We start from the raw sequence: 22,700 nt of genomic DNA, 5'->3' as shown, positions 1-22,700 counted from the left end.
AATAGGACATCATTATGGTAGACAAGAAATTAAGTGGCGCAGGACTTCGTGGCCAAAGCGCAGGTGAAACAGCATTATGCACCGTAGGTAAATCGGGTTCAGGGTTAACTTATTGCGGTTACGATGTTGCTGATTTATCTGAAAATGCCACTTTTGAGGAAGTCGCATATTTACTTTTTAACGGTGAGTTACCTACGGTAGATCAATTAGCAAGTTACAAAGCATCGTTAATGGAACAGCGTGATTTACCACAGGCATTAAAAGAAGTATTGCAGCGTATTCCAGCCGATGCACACCCAATGGATGTTATGCGTACAGGCTGTTCATTCCTTGGTAATCTTGAACCGGAAGCTGACTTTAGCCAACAAAACACTGCTGCAAATCGCTTGTTAGCAGCCTTTCCTGCAATCATGTGCTATTGGTACAAATTCAGCCATGAAGGCGTTGAGATTGACTGTGTCACTGATGAAGATTCAATTGGCGGTCACTTCTTAAAGTTATTACGTGGCGAGACACCTTCGGAGCAGCACCGTAAAGTGATGGACGTGTCGTTAATTCTTTATGCAGAGCATGAGTTTAATGCATCAACTTTCACAGCACGTGTTTGTGCGTCAACATTATCAGATATGTTCTCGTGTATCACAGGTGCAATTGGTACTTTACGTGGCCCACTGCATGGTGGAGCAAATGAAGCTGCAATGGATATGATCCAAAAGTTCACTTCGCCAGAAGATGCTAAAACACAAATGGCTGGCATGCTTGAACGTAAAGAAAAAATTATGGGCTTTGGCCATGCGATTTACCGCACGTCGGATCCACGTAATGTCATCATTAAAGCGTGGTCAGAAAAGTTAGCCCATGAATTTGGTGATACTAGCTTATATGATATTTCTGTTGCCTGTGAAGAGTTCATGTGGGACACCAAAAAGCTTTTTTGTAATGCAGATTTCTTCCACGCTTCAGCTTATCACTTCATGGGGATCCCAACGAAGTTATTCACGCCAATCTTTGTTTGTTCACGCCTCACAGGCTGGGCTGCACATGTGATGGAGCAACGTTCAAATAACCGTATTATTCGCCCAAGTGCTGATTATACTGGTTCAGAACCTCGCACTGTAACACCGATTGCACAAAGATAATGGTGGAAGGTTAACGTGTTGTCCTTTGTCAGCACTTTTGATTTATGCGACACGTTAACCTTTTTACTTTGTTCCAGCTAACGCCATAGTGCGTGGATCATGGAAGCTAACATGAATACCTTATACAGAAAAAACCTTGCAGGCACCCAACTAGATTATTTTGATACTCAAGCTGCGGTAGATGCTATTTCCCCTGGTGCTTTTGCAAAACTACCTTACTCATCACGCGTTTATGCTGAAAATTTAGTTAGACGCTGCTCTCCTGAAACCTTAACAGATTCACTTAAACAAATTATTGAACGCAAGCGCGATTTAGATTTTCCTTGGTATCCTGCGCGTGTAGTTTGTCATGATATTTTAGGTCAAACTGCATTAGTGGATTTAGCAGGACTACGCGATGCGATTGCTGAAAAGGGGGGAGACCCATCCAAAGTAAACCCTGTTGTGCCAACGCAACTTATTGTGGATCACTCTTTAGCTGTCGAGCATGCAGGCTTTGAAAAAGATGCTTTTGAGAAAAATCGTGCTATTGAAGATCGACGTAATGACGATCGATTCCACTTTATTAACTGGACCAAAACGGCCTTTGAAAATATTGATGTTATTCAGCCAGGTAACGGCATTATGCATCAAATTAACCTTGAAAAAATGTCACCAGTTGTGCAATCCCGTGAAGGCGTTGCTTTTCCGGATACACTTGTTGGGACTGATAGTCATACACCGCATGTTGATGCATTAGGTGTTATTGCTATTGGTGTCGGTGGCTTAGAAGCTGAAAGCGTGATGCTGGGTCGTCCATCTTATATGCGTCTACCTGATATTGTGGGTGTCGAGCTTATTGGCGAGCGCCAACCCGGTATTACCGCAACTGACATTGTGCTGGCAATTACTGAGTTTTTACGTGAACAAAAAGTGGTCTCTACTTACCTTGAGTTTTATGGTGAAGGCGCTGAAAATCTCACACTAGGCGATCGCGCGACTATTTCAAACATGACGCCTGAGTTTGGCGCGACAGCCGCGATGTTCTATATCGACGATAAAACGCTCGACTATCTTAGATTAACCGGTCGTGACGCAGAGCAAGTTGAACTGGTTGAAACATATGCAAAAGCCAATGGCTTATGGGCTGATTCACTTAAACATGCTGAATATGAACGGGTTCTGAAATTTGATATTTCGACAGTCGGGCGTAATATCGCTGGGCCTTCAAATCCGCACCGCCGAGTCTCAACGACAGATCTTGCAGCAAAAGGTATCAGTGGCGAAGTCGAAAATGAAGCGGGTTTAATGCCTGACGGGGCCTGTATTATTGCAGCAATTACCAGCTGTACTAATACGTCTAACCCTCGTAATGTGATTGCTGCAGGCTTACTTGCTCGCAACGCCAATGCGAAAGGGCTAACGCGTAAACCTTGGGTGAAAACATCATTAGCTCCAGGCTCGAAAGCGGTGCAACTCTACCTTGAAGATGCCAATTTGTTGCCAGAACTTGAAGCGCTGGGTTTTGGTATTGTGGGTTTTGCTTGTACAACTTGTAACGGCATGAGTGGCGCACTTGACCCTGTTATCCAGCAAGAAGTGATTGAACGAGACCTATACGCAACAGCCGTATTATCTGGTAACCGCAACTTTGATGGCCGTATTCACCCCTATGCAAAACAAGCGTTTTTGGCATCGCCGCCGCTCGTTGTTGCTTATGCTATCGCTGGGACAATCCGGTTTGATATTGAGAAAGATGTGCTAGGAAAAGACTGCGAAGGTAATGATATTCGCTTGAAAGATTTATGGCCTTCAGATGCTGAAATTGATGCGGTTATCGCTAAAAGTGTTAAACCTGAACAGTTCCGTCAAGTCTATGAGCCAATGTTTGATGTCAAAGTTGAATATGGCACAGGCTCAGCAAAAATTGATCCGCAATATGATTGGCGCCCACAAAGTACTTATATTCGTCGTCCTCCCTATTGGGAAGGGGCATTAGCAGGTGAGCGCACCATGAAAGGAATGCGACCATTAGCTGTACTTGGCGATAATATCACAACTGACCATTTATCCCCTTCAAATGCCATTATGCTCGACAGTGCTGCAGGTGCATACCTTGCTAAAATGGGTTTACCTGAAGTTGACTTTAACTCTTATGCAACGCATCGAGGAGATCACCTTACTGCACAGCGTGCCACCTTTGCTAACCCTAAACTATTTAACGAAATGGTGACGACAATTGGCAAAGATGGCAAGCCAGTAGTTAAGCAGGGCTCATTGGCCCGTATTGAACCTGAAGGACAAGAGTCTCGCATGTGGGAAGCAATTGAAACCTATATGGATCGTAAGCAGCCGTTGATTATTATTGCAGGCGCTGATTACGGCCAAGGGTCGAGTCGTGACTGGGCGGCAAAAGGTGTGCGTCTTGCTGGTGTTGAAGTTATTGTTGCTGAAGGGTTTGAGCGTATTCATCGCACTAACTTAGTGGGCATGGGTGTATTACCACTTGAATTCACCCAAGGTGACAATCGTCATACTTATCACATCGATGGCACTGAAACCTATGATGTCGTTGGTGAGCGAACTCCTGGCGCTGCGCTTGAACTTATCATCACACGTGTCAATGGTGAGCAAGTGACTATTGCTGTGAAGTGTCGTTTAGATACGGCTGAAGAAGTGTCTATTTACGAGGCGGGCGGGATATTACAACGCTTTGCTAAGGACTTCTTAGAGGCAACTCATTAACGCTTTGAGCTAACATGTCGCTACTTCTTAATGTTGACATATAGCTATAACATTAGCTGATTAAAGCATTAACTGATTAACGTTTGCTTTATTTCAGCTAATTCATCTTAGGATAAAAGATGTCTACTATTGCACAAATTAAAATTCCGGCAACTTACATGCGGGGGGGGACCAGTAAAGGTGTTTTCTTTAACCTTACTGATTTACCCCAAGTGGCTCAAGTTGCAGGTCAAGCTCGCGATAACTTATTACTGCGAGTCATCGGCAGTCCAGACCCTTACGGCAAGCAAACTGATGGTATGGGCGGCGCAACGTCCAGTACCAGTAAAACGGTTATCTTGTCTAAGAGTGAGCAAGCTGATCATGATGTTGATTACTTATTTGGCCAAGTTGCCATTGATAAACCCTTTGTTGATTGGAGCGGTAACTGCGGAAACTTAACCGCAGCCGTTGGATCATTCGCCATTTCTAATGGTTTGGTTGATAAGAGTCGTATACCTCAAAACGGTATTGCCGTGGTGAGAATTTGGCAGGCTAATATCAGCAAAACCATCATCGCCCATGTACCTATGGTTAACGGTGAAGTTCAAGAGACTGGCGACTTTGAACTTGACGGTGTGACGTTTCCGGCTGCTGAAGTCTTGGTAGACTTTCTTGCCCCAGCTGATGCAGATGCAGCAATGTTTCCAACTGGGAATGTCGTTGATGAATTAGTTTTGCCACAATCAATTGCTGAGTTTAGCGCTAAAGGAATCTCATCTGCTAATTCATCCATTAAGGCAACGATGATCAATGCTGGTATTCCTACCATTTTTGTTAATGCTGCTGATATCGGTTATGTCGGTAATGAGCTACAAGATGCGATAAACAATGATGAAGGGGCGCTCGCTTTTTTCGAGATGCTTCGTGCCCATGGCGCAGTAAAAATGGGCTTGATTGACCATATAGATGAGGCTCAAGCAAGACAACATACGCCTAAAATAGCCTTTGTATCTCCACCTAGCGATTACACGTCGTCTAGCGGAAAAGCGATCAGTGCAGCCGATATTGATCTGCAGGTAAGGGCATTATCTATGGGGAAGTTGCACCATGCGATGATGGGCACCGCTGCTGTTGCAATCGCTACCGCGGCGGCAGTGGAAGGTACATTGGTTAATTTAGCTGCTGGCGGGAAACCGCGAACATCAGTGGTCTTCGGTCACCCATCAGGCACACTAAAAGTTGGTGCGCAGGCCAGTGTAGATAATGGGAACTGGCAAGTTGATAAAGCCAGTATGAGCCGAAGTGCACGGGTGTTAATGGAAGGTTGGGTACGCATACCAGGTGATAGTTTTTAGCGCCACGCTTTTTGGCTCTATGGTGGACTTCATACTCAATAAAAGGCTTATAACGGTATCTGTTGTAAGCCTTTTTAATGTCCATCTGTTATCAGCAGTACTTTTACTTATGTAGGCTAATTAGCATCAACCATTTGGGAAAATAAGCTGCAGTAACCAGCTTGTTAAGTTAAGTATCTAAAAATAATAAGGAAATTATGTCATTGGAGTCATTGTTAACGCTTCTTATCGTCACAGGCTTATTGTTAGGTTCGCCAGGTCCTGTGCCTATCGCACTTGCTGCCACAGGTGCTACCTATGGACTTAAGCAAGGTTTACCATTTTTACTGGGTATATTAGTTGGACTCACTTTTGCGATAACTGGGTCGATATTGGGTTTATCTGTACTGTTAATTCATTACCCAACTATCGGAATTGTTTGTCAGGTCATTGCCGCAGGCTATATGTGCTATATCGCCTTTAAGATTGCTACAGCGCCAATTCAGTCCGATGACACTTTACATAAGGCACCCAATTTTCGAGATGGTTTTGTATTAAATCTACTTAACCCTAAAGCTTATGCTGCATTTCTTGCGATATTTTCTCAGTTTTTGCTACCTCATTCTTTTATTGAATTAAGCTACCTGATAACAGGTATCGTTTGTCTGGTCGTGGCCATTGTAGTTGATAGCCTGTGGCTAATGTGCGGAAGTTTATTGAAACCTGTATTTACTCATCCAAAGCATGCTCGAATCATTCGTGTTTTATTTGGCTCATTACTTGTCGTGACTGTCATAGCCTCTTTGAGCATGAGTACTTGAGCATCAAAGTTTAAATGGACAGTATTGATTCTGCTGTAATGTTATCTAAATAATGCTTTTTAGTGCTTTTACCATAAAGGAAAAATAGCGAATACTAATGCTGATAATCTTAACGATATAATTTTAAAGATAGAATCGTGTCTTTATAACTAATATCGAACAAAATAACTTACGATTTAAGGTGTTTGCTATTTCTCAGTCAACTTTACGCTCATCGACGTCTAAAGCTGCCGATTCTCTTTTAAAGACTTGTTTGTTAACCGTGCTAGCAATCATTGCCTTTGCGGCTAACTCTGTTTTAAGTCGACTGGCCCTAGCTGAAGAGGCGATAGATGCAGCAAGCTTTACCGCGGTAAGATTGATTACTGGGGCTTTAGTGCTGTTAATTATTGTTAGTGTTAAATCACTCAGTCATGGGCAATCAATTAATCTGTCAAAGGTCGTTAAACCTGTTTCGGGCAGTTGGTTTGCCAGTATTATGTTATTCATTTATGCAGTGACCTTTTCGTATGCGTACATCTCTGTGGATACTGGCACTGGCGCCCTAATACTTTTTGGTTCAGTGCAATTAACGATGATAGCCATATCGCTTTTATTTGGTACACGTTTATATCTTGCCGAGTGGGTTGGTATTTTGATGGCGTTTTCAGGGTTAATTTATCTTGTGTTACCTGACGTCAGTTCACCGTCATTTAATGGCTTTATTTTGATGACTCTGTCAGGTGTTGCATGGGGAGTTTACACCCTTAAAGGGCGACATTCTCAAGCGCCAATTATGGATACAGCTTATAACTTTGCTCGTACATTACCTTTGGTTTTAGTGCTAATCATCGTGGCCTTTGATAGCTTACATTTAACTCATCAGGGGATAATATTGGCTGCCATGGCTGGTGGGTTAACTTCAGCGATAGGATACAGTATTTGGTATATTGCGCTAAAGGGGTTAAGTGCTACCCAAGCTGCAGTGATCCAATTATCAGTGCCGATAATTGCTGCGATAGGCGGGGTGATATTTGTGGCAGAGCCGATAACTTATCGTCTAATGATTTCATCTTTAGTGGTATTAGGTGGCATTCTGACAGTGGTAATAGGTCGATACTATTCAATAAATGCAGCAACTAAAACCACAAACGAGACAAGGTAGCCACAATCTAATTAACAAGCAGCCTGTGATGCGATATAGGCTGCTAAATGGGTTTAAATGAAGCTATTCGTGATTAACTATCTCGATATTAACTATTTCGATATTAACGACTCAGTATTAATGAGTGCCCCATAATCTTATTGCTAAACCTGATGCCCTTAAAGTGACTTGTTGACATGCTTTTTCAAAAACATAAGGCGAGCCTAAACAAATAAAGTGTTCTTTAGCACGAGTGATTGCGGTGTAAACAAGTTCTTTTGTAAGCAATTGCCATTGAGCGTTGCTGGGCTTTTGCGGTAATACAAAAGCCACTTGTTCAAACTCACTGCCTTGGCTTTTATGTACGGTCATCGCAAAGCAGGTGTCGTGGTTAGGTAAGCGAGCTGGCTGTACTTTTAATAAGCTACCGTCGGCTTTAACAAAATAAGCCATTAAGCGTTCTGGTTTTTGCTCGTCTTGTAAAATAAGCCCGATATCACCGTTAAATAAGCCTAAGTTGTAATCATTACTTTGAATGATGATTGGGCGACCTAAGTAAAACTCTTGGCTTGGCTTGATCCATTGATTTTCTTTAAGCACATTGGTCATCGCAAGGTTCATCCCATCTACGCCAAACTCGCCTGAACGCATCGCACATAAAATGCGGTATTGGTTAAAACTGTCGATAATGGCTGTTGGGCTATGTAAGTTTCCCAACGCCGCTGAGCTAGATTCAAGTTGCGTATAGGCATATTGGTTATCAAGGATCATTTGCAAGTACTGACCATAAGCTGCAACAGATACCTGTAGCAGTTGCAGACTTTGCGTATTTGCTTGGGTTTTACTCGTGCTTGCTACAGGTGAATGTCCCTGAGTTGTAGCTTGAGCCTGATGTTCAATCCAAGTGAGCTCTTGGTGACCATGCTGCCATTCTCGGCGAATACCCGCAATATCGACATAATTAACAGCACTCGCTAATAAACCAATACCTGCATCGCCTTTAAACCTGTGGCTGTGCATTAACATACAAAGGTTGTCACCAATCATAGGTTGGGGGTGAACGAATTGGCTGGTGGGTTGATGGGTCAGTTTTTCAAGCAACTGAGCTTGCTCGGCAGAGTAACGCATTTGCCAAGGCTGAGTCGCAGTGTTTGCATTTACTTGATGCTGTTGAAGGCCAGAACAGATATCAGCAAGGACTGCGCCAGCTTCAACAGAGGCTAATTGATCTTGATCGCCCAATAAAATTAGCCGTGCATTGAGTGGTAATGCACTGAGCAATTTATGCATCATGGGTAAGTCCACCATGGACGCTTCATCTACGACTAATAAATCTAATCGCAATGGATTGGCTTTATTATGGCGAAAGGTGTGAGAATTCGGAATCACGCCTAATAACCGGTGCAAAGTCGCTGCTTCTTCAGGGATACGTGTTAGCGCATCTTTAAGTTCCTGTTTACCAGTCTGTTCTACCTGACTTGCTAGCCTTGCTTTTGACGCTTTAATTGATTCACTTAATCTTGCGGCAGCTTTGCCTGTTGGCGCCACTAACTTGATGGTCAATGATGACTGAGTTAATAGCAATAATAATAGTTTGGTGACTGTGGTGGTTTTACCGGTTCCAGGCCCGCCAGTAATTACCGCTAAAGATTTAGTTAATGCGGTTGCTGTAGCCACTTTTTGCCAATTGATGAGAGGTTCATTCGTGTTGTTCTGTTTACTATTTACTTGCTCATCAAACAAATCATTAAGGTAGGCTGGCAGTAACTCAGTATTGGACACTAAGTTGATAGCTGCCATTTGATTTAGCCGTTGAGCAACTTCAGCCTCGAAATGATAGTATTTGTTTAGATACAGGCGACCATATTCAATGATTAATGGCAAATTATCTTCGGGCTCACCAACACAACTTAGTTGTTTGATTTCATCCTCTAACTGCCCATGATTAATTTTTATTTGGCATAAAGCCAGTTGTTCACATAACGGGTTTTCGAGGTTGATATCACTGATCACTAAACAACTGTGTTGGCTAGACAGTTGCTGGCTTAATAAGGCGCATATAAACAGTAAAAAGGCTTCATCTTGCTGGCTATGACTGGCATCAACATAGCTACGCTGCATTTTTACCATTTCTAACGCAAAATGTCGGTCAAGAGGCGTTATAAGACCCTGTTGTTGCCAGTGTTTGAGTAATTGTTGAATGGGGGCTTGTAATTGGAGTATTGAATTCATTTTAGCGACTCCAAGTAGGCGTCATCACCCTGTTGAAATAACCTGTCTAATGCGTCTATAAGCGCTTGAGGTGGCTTATCAAAAAAGACGCCAGATTGAGGCTCATGTGGTGTCATTCCACGTAAAAATAGATAGAAGCAACCGCCAATATGTGTATTGTAATCATACTGCGGAAGCCTTAATGCTAAGTAACGGTGCAGCGCTAAAGTGTACAAAATATATTGCAGATTATAACGATGACTGCTGATGGCTTTTGCCATTGCATGAGTATCGTAATCACTAAAATTTTCACCTAAATGATTCGATTTGTAATCGGCAATATAAAAACGTCCCTGGTACTCGAAAGTTAAATCAATAAAGCCTTTGAGCATGCCTTGTAATTCATCAAACTCAAAGCCAGCATCGTAGCCAAATTGAGATAATATTGTATTTAACCCTTGGGCTTTAAGACGAGTAATTGGTAGATAAAACTCCATTTCAACCAATGTTTGTTTTGGCGTTAGCTCACTTAAGCTAATGATATTTCCATCTGAGTTCAGCAGTTGTTGATCATTGTCGATAAAGCCGGTGAGTAATGGAGTATGCAGTATTTGCTGGTACCATTCGGTTAAGGTATTCGTCCATGTCTCTTTATCAAAACCGTATTGCTCCATGGCTTTTTCTAGTGCAGGAGCAAGTTCAATATCGGCTTTGGTGAAGTCAAATAATTCCATTACTAAATGCATAAAGCTACCCGCATTGGCGCCACGCTCAAAGGTGAAGCGATTAATGGCATTAACTTCTGCTTCAGTATCAAATGGGTTGATGTCATTACTGGGTTCAAATGCAACTTGTAGCTCTTGGCTGAAATCTTCATCGTCAGCGCCAGGTGACACTTTCTCATGAGCTAAGTGTTTTACTAAACCTGAATAGCTTCCGACACGCCAAGGCGTATCGTAACCTCGATTGAGTGTATTGGCAGCTAAGGCTTTTAAAGACGTTTGGCTGTCAACAAATACGGACTCATCGATTTGATTAATTTCAGTGATACTGATTGCACAGCGGTATAGTTCATCATCCGACTCCAGATGCAGTAATTTTTGTGCTTGCTGTTCTAGCTGTTCAAAATCGCAATCTTTGCTGGTGATGCCAAGTAAATAACCGATTGCAGTCTCAAATAATTGGCTACTAATGCCTGCTTTTAACATACGGCTGTGATTGGCTATATAGAGATAGCATACATACACAGGGCGGGTTAGGGCGACGTATAACAAGCGTAAATCTTCAGCGAGGTTTTCTTGTTTGTATTGCTCCCAACCTTCTTTGGTGCCTTCTACATCCCAAATGAGTTGATCATCTTGGTGATACAGCATTGGTGTCGGCTTTCTGCGATTGTCACGGGCTAAACTGATAAAAGGCACAAAACAAACAGGGTACTCAAGGCCTTTACTCTTATGAATTGTGACAATTTGAACAAGATTCTGCTCGCTTTCTAATCTTAACTGTTGCTCATCACTGCCTTGAGCTTCAATTAATTGTTGCTCAAACCAATTAATCAGTGCGCTACTGCCATCAAGTTCAGTGGCTTTTTGCTGCAATAACTCAGAGAGATGACGAAAATCGGTTAAGCGTCGCTCACCACTCTCATGAAGTTGACTGATATCATTCTCAGACTCAATTTTGTTGTCAATTTTTGAATGACTATGACTATGACTATGACTATGACTATGACTTTGAGACAAAAAGCGTCGAATAAGCTGAGTTTCATTAGCCAATGATAACAGTGCAGGCATGATCCCATGCCTAGACCATAATTGGTGCCATTGTGCAAAGGTGTCTAATAAGGTTTGTCGCTGCTCTTCATCTTGATTGAACTGATGAATTTGCAAGGCGTTATAACCCATGAGTTCAGTCGCCATTGCGGCTCGCAAACAGCGTTCATCTTTTGGCGTGGCAAGGGCTCGCAGAATGATAGCGAGTTCAAAAGCTTCTTGGGTTTTAAAAACACTATCACGACTTAAAAAAACTGCGCCAATATTACGCTGACTTAATGCCTGTTTCATTACGGCCGCTTCATTTCTGTCTCTCACTAATACAGCAATATCTTTAGCCACGAGTGCTTTACCATTATGATGGCATTGTCCTGCTTGAGACTCAGTGAGCAGTCGTTTAATTTCACTTGCTGCATCACCAGCGAGTTGTTTTCTAGCGGTAGTTTTGTTTAACCCGCTTTCATTTTCAGATAATAACTTTATCCGAAGAGCTGAGCGGTCATTACTCGCTTCAGTAAGTATTTTTGTATCGGCGCTTTTTGGCGTGTTAACGACATCATAAGGAATCGCATCGCTGATAAAAGGATCATCGTGCTGGCTAAATAATTGATTCACCCCATTAACCAAAGCGGTTGATGAGCGATAATTCGTTTCAAGGTTGTAATGCGATTGAGTTTGTTTTCTTGCACTAATATAGGTATGAATATCGGCACCACGAAAAGCATAAATGGCCTGCTTAGGATCGCCAATCATGAGTAAACTCAGTTTTTCTAGTTGAGTCTGTTGCTGATAAATCGCTGAAAATATCGCAAATTGAAGCGGGTCAGTATCTTGGAATTCATCAATTAATGCGACAGGAAAGCGTGTTGAAATCGCTTTTGCTAATTGCTGTGCAGTTTGTGTATTTGATGCCAACGCCATGTCGTCAGATTCTGGGTCATTTTCTGAATTAGCTTCTGAGCTAGTTTCTAAGTTAATTTCAGAGTTAGTTTCGTTAGTGGCTACAGAATGAAGCGCTCCAGCTAAAGTCATCAGTAAGTCATCTGGTGTCATTAAGTTGCGCTGCGCTTTTTGCATAGCAAATCGTAACTTAATACCCTCTTTGGCTTTAACTAAAAAAGCCGGTTTAATTTGGTTAATTAAGTCGAATAAGCGCTCGATATGATCCAATAATGGTGCTTCAGAAGGTGTGGGTATTTCACCGCCTTTATTGAGTTTAAGTCCTGATAATGCCAGCATTTCAAGTTCTTTAATTGGCGGCAAACTCGCGTGCTCAGCACTAGCCCAATGAGTTAGTTTATCAAACATGGCTGCAAGCTTGGGGTAATCATCGGCTTTTTTACCAAATCTTGCGCCGTTTAAAGGCAAGCTGTGTAGTAATTCAAGTTCTGCTTCACTATCTGCTTTCCAGCGCATTTTAAAACGAGATAAGCTTTGACTTAGCTCTGCGGTGAGCTTGTTAAAGTCTTTAGTAACAAGAGAAGTATTGGCTTGGGTTGCACCTAATAATTGCCGTAATTGCTTCGCTAGTTCATCAGGGCTACCAAACTCATTTGCAATGACTTGGGCTAATACTGGCGGTAGTGGGTAACAGGCCTCACGCCAGAAATCTCGAACGGCATGATGTAAAAATTCACTGTCATCCAGAGTAAATTCAGACTCAAACAGTAAAGATGACTCGAATGCCATATCCGATAGAATGCGCTGACAGAAACCATGAATGGTAAAAATGGCTGCTTCATCTAATGATTTTAAGGCTAAATCTAATCGCCTTAATGCCATTGAATGTTCATCGACAGGCATTTGTTGATAAAGGGCATTGACGAAGGCATCGTCGGTTTCAAGACCAAGAAAGCATTTAAACGCCACTTGAATACGCTTACGAATTCGGTCACGAAGTTCTTCTGTTGCCGCATTGGTAAAAGTCACCACCAAAATTTGTTCACAAGTTAATGGCGCTTTGTCTCTATCACCTAATAGCAAGCGTAAGTACAAACCCGATATTGTGTAGGTCTTACCCGTACCAGCACTGGCTTCGATTAAACTACTGCCTGCAAAAGGTAAAGTGAGCGGGTCAAGCTTAGTGACGTTGGTCATTAGTGGCTACCCTCTGTGTTAACACTGGTGATCTCGCTAATGTATTCATCTAACTCTGCTAATGTCCCTTTGTGATACACACTCAGCATAGGACTCAATAATTGCATCGCTGTGTGGCCAAACTCAACTTCGGTAAAGTCATCTGGAAATTGAAATAATCGTTTGTTATGGGGATCGTTACCTTCGCCAAATTCAGTTTGCTCATCTATCCATTGGCTTTGAGCTGCTAATAACTTGTCAGCATGCTCGCCTTCGGCTTCAACGTAGGCAAGGGCGGTGCGAGGCATAAAGCATAATGGTTTGTTTTGACCATTAAGGTAACCTTGCACAAATTGCTGTAGCAGTGTGTGGGCTTGAGCCTGCTTTATGGCAGTAAAGGCATGAAAATGACCGATATCTAATAGGTAACTGTTTTTTTCAATGCCAGAAGCGTTGATACAAAGATGACGTAAGTACACTCGTAAAAAGTCACGACCATGGGCTGTGCCAGGTCGGTAATTAATTTGACCTTTAGGATAAATATTATCGATACGACCGACGACATTGACTTGAATGTTTTGCTGTTGATTCAACGGCATGTGGTTAAAGCACAAATCAACATCAACTTCTCGCGTGTTTTCTTGCTCTGCGGTTAAAAATTGAATTCGACCAATTAATGGAGCGATATCTCGCTGATATTGGTTAAGCAACAAGTCATCAAAAGGACGCATCGGAAGCTCGCCGCTGGCTTTTAATTGGGCGATAAATTCCATATCTGCGTGCTCTAACTGGTTACTAATCGCACTGTCTAGCAGGGACGATTGCAGTTTATATCGCTCGAGTGAATCTAAATTAAACGGCTCATCATTATCATCAGCTTGAATACGAAGATTGAAATCTACTTTTAAGCTGCGATTTAAAAAAAATTGTGCTGGGCTACGATAAAACCGAAGTAAGGCTGAAAGCTCAAGTGTGTGTCGGCCAATATCTGCATTAGGTACGTCCACTGTTACTTGGGCAGGCATTGCTTCTTCAAGCTGCCAATCAATATCGATGGTTTGTTTAGCTGCAATAAAAGGGCGTTGACTTTCTGCGCTGGGATCATGTTGTGGCGGACACCATTGATGATTATAACTTTGCATTAATGATGGCGAGCTATTTGTCGTGAGCTGTTCGCTTGGGGAAAATAACTTAGCGTCGAAAGGCTGTAATGGCTGCTGAATAATTAGATGTTCAATAATGGCGAGGTTAGCGTCATCGTTATTGATATCTCTGCGCTGTTTATTATTCGTGAGTAAACGATAATCCGCAAAATAACAAAGCTGATAATATTCAATTAATTCAGAGACTAACATTGACGGAATACGCTCAGCGTTATCACGTTCAGAATGGCCAATGTAACTAATATAAAGTTGTTGTCGAGCAGATAATAAGGCTTCTAAAAATAGGTATCTGTCATCTAAACGACGAGAGCGGTCACCTTTCATTGCGCCGTTATGCGCCATTAAGTCAAAGCCAACAGGGTGTTGAACTCGTGGGTAAACCCCATCGTTCATACCAAGTAAACAAACGACTTTAAATGGAATGGAGCGCATTGGCATAAGGGTGCAGAAGTTAACGCTGCCCGCTAGATAACGCTGACCCACACGGGATTCGTTAAGACGCTGATTAAACCATTGCTTTAATACTTCAATATCGAGCGAACCTTGATGGCCTGCAGCTTCTAACTCATCTTTTAAGGCGGTGAGTGCTTCGCGAATGGTTTGTACTTGTTCACGTTCGTCATCATCAGCTTCAAAGAATACTTCCAGCAGTTGATAGAGTTGCTCAATACGCTCAAGCGTAGGGCAAGGGGTTGCAAGTTGAAGTTGGTATTCGTCAATGGCTTCTAAAAAGTTGAGTAAAAACCCTAACGTTTGCGCTGACTGTCCTTCAACCCCTTTAACCAGCAAAGTGTCATGATAAATGGAGGACTCATCATTAAACGCGTAGCCTTGAATTAACCGTGTAATACCAAAAGCCCAAGAGTTTTGATTAAAGCCTGGCACGCCCTGTTGAACGCGGGTGTGTTCATCACGCCCCCAGCGAACGTTAGCATCATCTAACCAGCGCCTAATAAGCTGTAATCCGTCATCGTCGAGTTGAAATTTACGTAAAATGGCTGGCACTTCAAGAATGCTAACAATCTCAGTTAAGCCAAAGCGGCTTTGATTAATATTGAGTAAGTTTAAAAAACTATTGATTAATGGAGATTCTTGCGCAGCACCTCGGTCAGCTATGGCATAAGGAATATAGCGATTTCCATGTTGTTGCTGACTGTTTCCTGTGCCAAAAACAGCGTCGATGTAGGGGGCGTAAGCGGCCACATCTGGCATCATGATCACAATGTCTTTTGATAATAAGTCGGCATCATTTGATAATAAATGTAAAAGGTGGTCGTGCAGCGTTTCAACTTCTCGCAATGGACTATGACAGCTGCGCAATGTGATGGAATCGTCGCTTGAGTGCAATGTTCTTCGAGCTTCGGTGTTTTGATAAAAATGCGCATCTGGCCCTAATGGCTCACCTAAGGTTTCCATTTGCAAAATATCATATTGCAAACCATGTAGTAGGCTTAACTCATCGGTGGATTGGCTGGGTTCAACATAACAATCATAACTAAAATCAGTGTGCTCTGCAGGTAGCGCGAGCATTAAATCTAATAGCTCACGGCCCATTTTTCCGTTGTTCGCTAAGATAGGGTTACCGACTTCAAGTTTTTCTTCCCATTGCTCGCCTAGCTGCTTTTTATTGGCATACTGAAGCGCCATGCGAGCACGGGCTTTCGGGTCAACAATATCCCCCCAGTAATGCTGGCAAGGGCTGAGTGAGAACATAATAACTTCAATACGTTCTGCAAGGTGATATAGCACTTCTAACGTTTGCGGAGGCATAGATGAAATACCAAATACAAATAAACGTTCAGGTAGAGATTCGATTACCGTATTTGGGTTTTGCAGTGCTGTAATTAAATCTTGATGCAAGTTAGCTCTGTGATACAAACTGGCATTAACTTGATGTTGGTTGTATTCAATTAATGCTCGCCATAGTTTAGGTTGCCATAACTGATTATCTTCAAGAGACAAAGGATGCTCATTTTGCTCCCAGCCAAGTATCCAGTGTGGACGGTATACTAAATATTGATCGAATATATCGGCTATTCGACCACATAATTGGTATAGCTTCATCGCATCAAAATGTTGTTGATGTTGAGCATATAAAGGTGAGAGTTCATTGCTAGTCGTAGTGGGTTCGACTAATGTACTCGCTTGCTGCTCAAGGTAAGCTTTTAATGGCGCAAAATCTTCATCCGTTAATAACTTGGGTAACAAGTCCATTAACTTCCACGTCATTGCAGCTTTAGTAAAAGCATTGTCTTTTGGAACATCAGGTAAGAGTTCGTGGCATAATTGCCAAGTAAAACTTGAAGGCAATGGGAATGAAAGCGCTGCAGCAATGCCATTGTATTTAGCGACTTCAAGCCTTAACCAAGTCGACATACCTGGGCTTTGTACCAAGATATGTTCACTGGCCAGTAAATGCGTTGAATCAAGTGGAATTGCCAACATTTTAGAAAGTTGTTCCGATAACACTTCCATCTGATTTGATTGAATTAATCTAAGCATAACTGACTCGAAAGCTGATGATAAAAACCATTCTAAGAGGTTGTTATTAGGTTTGAAAGGCTTTTATAGCTGCGGATATTTAAAAGCTAAATAATTACACTAATATCTTTGTTCTTGATGTCATTAGTATGTGGTTTAAACTGTATTTTCCTATACTAATGGATTATATGGGCTACCAGTTTATGAAAACGAGGACCTACATCAACTTTCACTTAATTAAATATGGCAGTTAATTCATTTTTATACTTATGTATCAGTTATGGAGTAACTTATATATCGAAGTTTAAGTTTTTAAATTATGACGTTTATTAGTGTTTGTTGATTTTTCTTGGCTATTTTACTGTGTTATCGACTTTCTATGTAGAATAACGACACCGTAATGTCTCTCTCATATAAATGGCTATCAAATCAAAGCTAATACAACCTTGAAAAGTCAACAGGAGTTAGTCACTAGATTAAACGTTTATAAGACGACGTGACTAATAGCTGTTAAGTGAGGGTTAGATACGTCATATTGCATTGGTTGATAGGAAATTAGTGGCATATATTAATCTTAGTTTTATGGTGAAGTATTTTTATTTCATGTAATTATCATGTGGGAGATTAAGAATGTGTACTCGTATTATTTATCAAACTAAATCAGGTAAATTCATTACTGGGCGTGGTATGGACTGGAATGATCCTAAATCAAAGTTTGCTGTGATAGCAATGCCTAGAGGAACAGCACAAACGGGTGGAGATGTTGCGAACGCGCTATCTTGGACATCGAAATACGGTTCAGTGTTTACTGCAATGTATGATTCATCTTCCTCAGACGGTTTAAATGAAGCTGGTTTAGCTGTGAACGCACTTTATTTCACTGAAGCAGATTATGGTGATTACACCAAAACTGAAAAGCCTGTTATTTCGGTTGGAGCTTGGGCCCAATATTTTCTTGACAATTTTGCTACTGTTGATGAAGCGGTTTTAGCGATGCATGAGCCAGCTTTTGTAATATACGCACCATTACTTGCAAATGGTCGCCCAGCTACAGCACATATTTCTCTGACAGACGAAAGCGGTGATTCTGCAATTTTTGAGTACATAGATGGTGAGTTGACGATTCATCATCATCCTAAATATACCGTGATGACCAACTCTCCTACGTTTGAAGAGCAATTAGCAATTAGCAATTAACAAATATTGGAAAACGGTTGGCGGTAATCGAATGATCCCTGGAACAATTAATGCTGCTGACCGTTTCGTAAGAGTAGATTATTTCCTGAAAAGTACTCCAAAGTTTGAAGATGGAAAAAGCGCTATAGCTGCTGCAATGTCAATTATGCGCTCTATAGGGGTACCGCTAGGCATGGAAGATCCTGACCATCCCAATATTTCTGCGACCTTGTGGCGTTCATTAGCTGATCATAGTAATAAAAAGTACTATATGGAGTCTTCATCTCAACTAGGTTTATTTTGGGTAGATTTAAAGCAGTTAAACCTTAATGAAGGTGCACCAATTGTTGGTGTTGTTTTGGACTCAGCTGATAATAGCTTCGGTGATGTGAGTAAAGATCTACAACCTATGCAAATGATTTCTTGGATGGTGTAAAAATACTTTTATTCTAAAAATGTCATAAGTGACCTATTGCATCTTAATTTGGCCTGAATTTTAAATTTCTAAATTCAGGTCAAAAATGTAAAGCTAAATTATTAAATATAAGTTTATCTTGGTAGATGTTGTTTGATGCTCTAATCTGCCAACTCACTTATAATCCAATTTTTACTTTACGAAAGTAGCGTTTAAACAATTTCTGATGTTGCTGGGCTTGCTTATCATTTAATACTTGATATTGCAGTGCGATAAAGTGTTCGGTCATTTTATTAAAATCAGCAGCTAGTTGTGGCTGCTCTTGATGAATAGCTTGATGAATAAAGTTTGCAAATGCTTGTGGAGGCATTGTTTCTCTTGGGTAGCCCTTGTCAGCAAATTTTGAGCAAATATGGCTATAGCGTTTAATTAATGGATCTTGTTTAGGCTTTAATGTAAACACGCCTGCATAATACGCAATAACCAGTGCGATGATACTAAAGCTCACAATCATTAAGATAATGATTTTACTGGTATTGACCTCACCTAGTAGTTCACTTAGCACTTGCTGTTGACGTTCCTCATCGAAACCTAAAACCCAAACACTCCAGTAAAAGTCTAAGCTGGCTAACTGTAGACGAATGTCATTTAACCAAGGTATTTCTTTTACTCGCAAGCTGGTAAAAAGACTATCTTGAAGGTAACTGTCTTGACCTGTAAACATGGCATCGAACCCATCCAAGATCCGCTCAGGTGCAATCATCGCAGTCGGGTCTAACCTTATCCAACCTCGGCCTTCAATCCATACTTCAGTCCAAGCATGTGCCATATATTGATAAATACTGTAATAACCGGCTTTGGGGTTGTATTCACCACCTTGGTAACCTGCCACCATACGTGCAGGTATTCCGCTGGAGCGAGCCATAAACACTAACGCTGATGCGTAGTGAGAACAAAATCCTGCTTTGTTTTTAAATAAAAAATCATCCACTTGATTGTTGCCCAGAGGCGGTGGACTCAAGGTATAAAAATAAGACTGTTGATTAAAATACTGCATCATAGCGTTAATTCGAGGCAGTGGTTCAGGGTAATCTTTTACGAACTGCTGAGCTAAAGCTTGAGTCTGAGGGTTAGTTTCTTTCGGCAGTGATAGATTTATCCGTTTGGTCAGTGGTGTTAGCACAGGCTCAAGCATACTCAAAGGATAAGATGTCACGCGGTAACTGAAACGTTGGTCAATATTTCTAACGGAATATAAGCGAAAGTCATCCATTTCAACAACGTGATCCGTTTCTGAAAATGCTTGATCTAAGCCAAATAACCATTTCTGATAAGTCGGCTCAGTGATCACTTGATAATTAAGCGAATTGGATTGATCGACTTGAGCTGGCATCGCTCTTTGGTTGCGGTCGCGATAAGCTCGCTGCTGCGCATTTTTACGCAAGTTAGCTTGTTTCCACGTTTTACCATCGTAATTCTCCATTACAAGGGCACGCCAATATAACGCCTCATTAGGGATAAGTTGGATCTTGCTGGCATTGGATGCTTCGTTGTCAAAACCCACTCTAAATGCCAAATCAGGTGAGCGCGTCAGTTTACTGATATCGCCCAATGACACTTCATCAGATAAGCCAGTTGTCGCATTTTTCATGCTGGGCGCTAACCAAAGAGGGCCAAGGCGAGGAAATACAATAAAAAGCAAGATAGCCAAAGGAAGGCTTTGGAGTAACACTTTAGCGCCAAAGCTGAAGTTTATTTTACGAGTTGCATGTTGATAAACACTGATAAGTACACAGGTATTGATTAGCGAAACAAAGAGTAAGTGCACCGTATCAAGCATGCTTTGACGCTCTAATAAGGCAAAGGCAATGAGAAAATACCCGACTAGTACAACCACTTTTACATCACGTATTTGGCGCATTTCGATGTATTTTAAGGCGTAACCAAGTATCAATAAATTAACGAGTGCATTGAGCATACCGATTTCTTTTGACACTAAACCTAATGTTATCGCTGCGCCAATAGCTAGACTGGTGACCAGCAATTTAGGCGGGGCCGCGACTTTGCCAAAATAAATGCCGATGCGCCAAACAAAGCATATACAGCAAATACCAATGCTCCACAGTGTGGCGTCTTGGTATAGTGGTGATAATACCAAGGCATTAGTCAGTAACAGCCAAAATAAGGTGTTACGGCTAATATTCTCATTAAAATCATCGCTAATTTTCATCGAGTTCACCTTGTGTTGAGCGGGTAATATCTCGATAACCATAACTTGCTATCAATTGCTGGCATTGTTTTCGGTGTGACTCGCCGCTGTCTTGTTCGATGATTTGATTATCTAACGCTAAACCAAATACTTGATGGGCTTGTGATAACGCGTTGACCTGCCACGCTAATTTACTGAGCTTATGTTCAAGGTCATCACCTTGTGTGTCAGCTAGGCTTAACCATACGGGTTTACCTTCTGGCTGAGCGAACTCTTTACTGAGCATACCACGCCCTTGCGCCCATTGTTTCCATGCCACTTGCTTTAAGGATTCACCTTCAACATAAGTTTTCAACCCTTTGTAATCATCAACCCCTGGTTGTAATTTACCGTGTTCAAACTCGGTATTATTGTCTTCATCTAAACTGGTAAGCGAAACGGTTGTTTGCAATGGCTCAGAGAAAATGAGCTGCTCGATGTTTAAATCAACATAGGACCAAGCGCGAAATAAACCCAATGGGAAGTTAGAAGAAACTTGAATACGACCTGGATTGAATGGTCCTCTATTTTGAGGCGAATATCCGACCGTTGCGTTGAAGGATTCACCGACATCACCAATACGAATATGGCGCTGCTGAGCAAAGTTTAAACAAATTTGCTGGTGGTTTGTGTGGCTTAAATCCTTTTTTTGTTTACTCGAAAGTACAACCGGAAATGCCAAACTGGTGTTCGCGATACTCTCTGGCGGCATAGGCGCTGTTAATGTCAACCCTGCCAGGTTTTTATAACTGTAAATGATACACGTATGCAGCACACTTGCGAGTAATAAGCTTAAGCCAATGACTAGGTTGTTTTGATAATTGGTGCCGAATAAATAAAGTACGACGATTAACATAAACCATGCGATACCAAAGGCACTCGGTAGGATAAAAATGCTTTTATGGCTTAACGTCACTTGTTGGTTGGGTGGGATTCGACGTGTTAACCAACGCGCCCAACGCTGCTTTATCATTTTAGGAATAAAGCGAGAATACCACTTGGGCGGAGTTTGATAATGAGCAGTATTACCGATGTTCTTGTTCATTATCACTAACTAATTGGATTAACGTTAGCCAATATTTGATCTGAGATAGCTTGGCCTTGTATAGGGTTATTATTACGAATTCGATGCTCGGCTACACAATGAAATACTGCTTGAATATCTTCCGGTACCACGTAGTTTCTTTGATGCATAAATGCCCACGCTTTGGCTGCATCAAGTAAAGCGATGCTGGCACGGGGGGATAGGCCATTTCCGTCTGCTTGTTCTCGAGAATATTGTGCTAAATGAATTAAATATTTAAGTACAGCATCCGATGCACTGACTTTTTGCACGAGTGATTGAAGAGTAATGAGTTCATCCGGCGTAAAACATTGCGGCATAGTGGTAGCGGTGTTTTTGGCCGTATCACTTTTTAACATTTCAAGTTCAGCTTGTTCATTTGGGTAGCCAATTGAAATGCGCATCATAAAGCGATCTAATTGCGACTCTGGTAATGGGAATGTTCCTGATTGCTCAATGGGATTTTGCGTTGCGATAACAAAAAAGGGTTGGGGAAGGGCATGGGTTGCACCATCTAAAGTAATTTGCCTTTCAGCCATTGCTTCAAGTAAGGCACTTTGTGTTTTAGGGCTTGCTCGGTTGATTTCATCAGCTAATAGCATCTGATTAAAGATCGGCCCAGGATGAAACTGAAATTCTTGTGTTTGTTGCTGATAGATAGAAACACCAAGGATATCAGCAGGTAACATATCACTGGTAAATTGAATTCGTTGATAGCTCATACCAAGTGAGGTCGCAAGTGCTTGAGACAAACTGGTTTTGCCCATGCCTGGTAAATCTTCAATGAGTAAGTGACCTTTTGCAAGTATACAGGCGACGGCCAATTTTATTTGCTGAGGTTTTCCTAATAATACCGTTTCTAATTGCGATAATAATTGTTGTAGTTTTGACGCAGGCACGCATTACTCCATTAGTTAATTGGCAGTAACATTATACTGCCAGTAACAAATACATCGAATTGATTACGTTACC

13 protein-coding genes are annotated in these 22,700 nt (G+C 41.6%); 7 read left to right on the top strand and 6 right to left on the bottom strand.

Annotation, left to right across the window (positions count from 1 at the left end; all coding sequences use genetic code 11):
• Window positions 1–14: 14 nt before the first annotated feature.
• The 5 genes from prpC (at window position 15) to AN944_RS06680 (ending at window position 7,144) form a co-directional block, all read left to right on the top strand.
• Window positions 15–1,139, top strand: a complete 1,125-nt coding sequence (gene prpC, locus AN944_RS06700) for a 2-methylcitrate synthase (protein WP_055023831.1) — start codon at window positions 15–17, stop codon at window positions 1,137–1,139.
• Between the two features lie 111 nt (window positions 1,140–1,250).
• Entirely contained in the window at window positions 1,251–3,863 is a 2,613-nt protein-coding gene (acnD, locus tag AN944_RS06695) for a Fe/S-dependent 2-methylisocitrate dehydratase AcnD (RefSeq protein ID WP_055023830.1), read from the top strand.
• Between the two features lie 119 nt (window positions 3,864–3,982).
• A complete protein-coding gene (gene prpF / locus AN944_RS06690) occupies window positions 3,983–5,200 on the top strand; it encodes a 2-methylaconitate cis-trans isomerase PrpF (protein ID WP_055023829.1) in 1,218 nt (405 codons plus the stop codon).
• A 197-nt stretch (window positions 5,201–5,397) separates the two neighbouring features.
• Window positions 5,398–6,000, top strand: a complete 603-nt coding sequence (locus tag AN944_RS06685; protein WP_055023828.1) for a LysE family translocator — start codon at window positions 5,398–5,400, stop codon at window positions 5,998–6,000.
• A gap of 181 nt (window positions 6,001–6,181) precedes the next feature.
• Complete coding sequence (locus AN944_RS06680; RefSeq protein ID WP_235530864.1) at window positions 6,182–7,144, top strand: DMT family transporter; 963 nt, start codon at window positions 6,182–6,184, stop codon at window positions 7,142–7,144.
• Window positions 7,145–7,261: 117 nt separating this feature from the next.
• Here AN944_RS06680 and recD read toward each other — a convergent pair whose 3' ends face one another.
• From recD to recC, 3 genes are read right to left on the bottom strand one after another with little or no spacing between them, the layout of a single operon-like run.
• Window positions 7,262–9,355, bottom strand: coding sequence for an exodeoxyribonuclease V subunit alpha (recD, locus tag AN944_RS06675; RefSeq protein ID WP_082419937.1), 2,094 nt, complete (start codon window positions 9,353–9,355; stop codon window positions 7,262–7,264).
• Window positions 9,352–13,203, bottom strand: coding sequence for an exodeoxyribonuclease V subunit beta (gene recB / locus AN944_RS06670; protein ID WP_055023827.1), 3,852 nt, complete (start codon window positions 13,201–13,203; stop codon window positions 9,352–9,354). The genes recD and recB overlap by 4 nt, the downstream gene beginning before the upstream one ends.
• Entirely contained in the window at window positions 13,203–16,847 is a 3,645-nt protein-coding gene (gene recC, locus AN944_RS06665) for an exodeoxyribonuclease V subunit gamma (protein WP_055023826.1), read from the bottom strand. The genes recB and recC overlap by 1 nt, the downstream gene beginning before the upstream one ends.
• A gap of 609 nt (window positions 16,848–17,456) precedes the next feature.
• Here recC and AN944_RS21960 point away from each other — a divergent pair.
• Entirely contained in the window at window positions 17,457–18,023 is a 567-nt protein-coding gene (locus AN944_RS21960; RefSeq protein WP_200913364.1) for a linear amide C-N hydrolase, read from the top strand.
• Between the two features lie 31 nt (window positions 18,024–18,054).
• Window positions 18,055–18,438, top strand: coding sequence for a linear amide C-N hydrolase (locus AN944_RS21955; RefSeq protein WP_200913363.1), 384 nt, complete (start codon window positions 18,055–18,057; stop codon window positions 18,436–18,438).
• Window positions 18,439–18,595: 157 nt separating this feature from the next.
• Here AN944_RS21955 and AN944_RS06655 read toward each other — a convergent pair whose 3' ends face one another.
• From AN944_RS06655 to AN944_RS06645, 3 genes are read right to left on the bottom strand one after another with little or no spacing between them, the layout of a single operon-like run.
• Entirely contained in the window at window positions 18,596–20,647 is a 2,052-nt protein-coding gene (locus AN944_RS06655; RefSeq protein ID WP_055023825.1) for a DUF3488 and transglutaminase-like domain-containing protein, read from the bottom strand.
• A complete protein-coding gene (locus AN944_RS06650; protein ID WP_055023824.1) occupies window positions 20,637–21,710 on the bottom strand; it encodes a DUF58 domain-containing protein in 1,074 nt (357 codons plus the stop codon). The genes AN944_RS06655 and AN944_RS06650 overlap by 11 nt, the downstream gene beginning before the upstream one ends.
• 5 nt (window positions 21,711–21,715) lie before the next feature.
• Window positions 21,716–22,627 (bottom strand): MoxR family ATPase, encoded by a 912-nt coding sequence (locus AN944_RS06645; RefSeq protein ID WP_055023823.1) that lies wholly within the window; start codon window positions 22,625–22,627, stop codon window positions 21,716–21,718.
• Window positions 22,628–22,700: the final 73 nt, after the last annotated feature.

The sequence above is a fragment of the Shewanella sp. P1-14-1 genome (assembly GCF_001401775.1).
In the GTDB taxonomy this organism is placed as follows: domain Bacteria; phylum Pseudomonadota; class Gammaproteobacteria; order Enterobacterales; family Shewanellaceae; genus Shewanella; species Shewanella japonica.
This window is presented reverse-complemented; position numbering and strand designations above follow the sequence as displayed.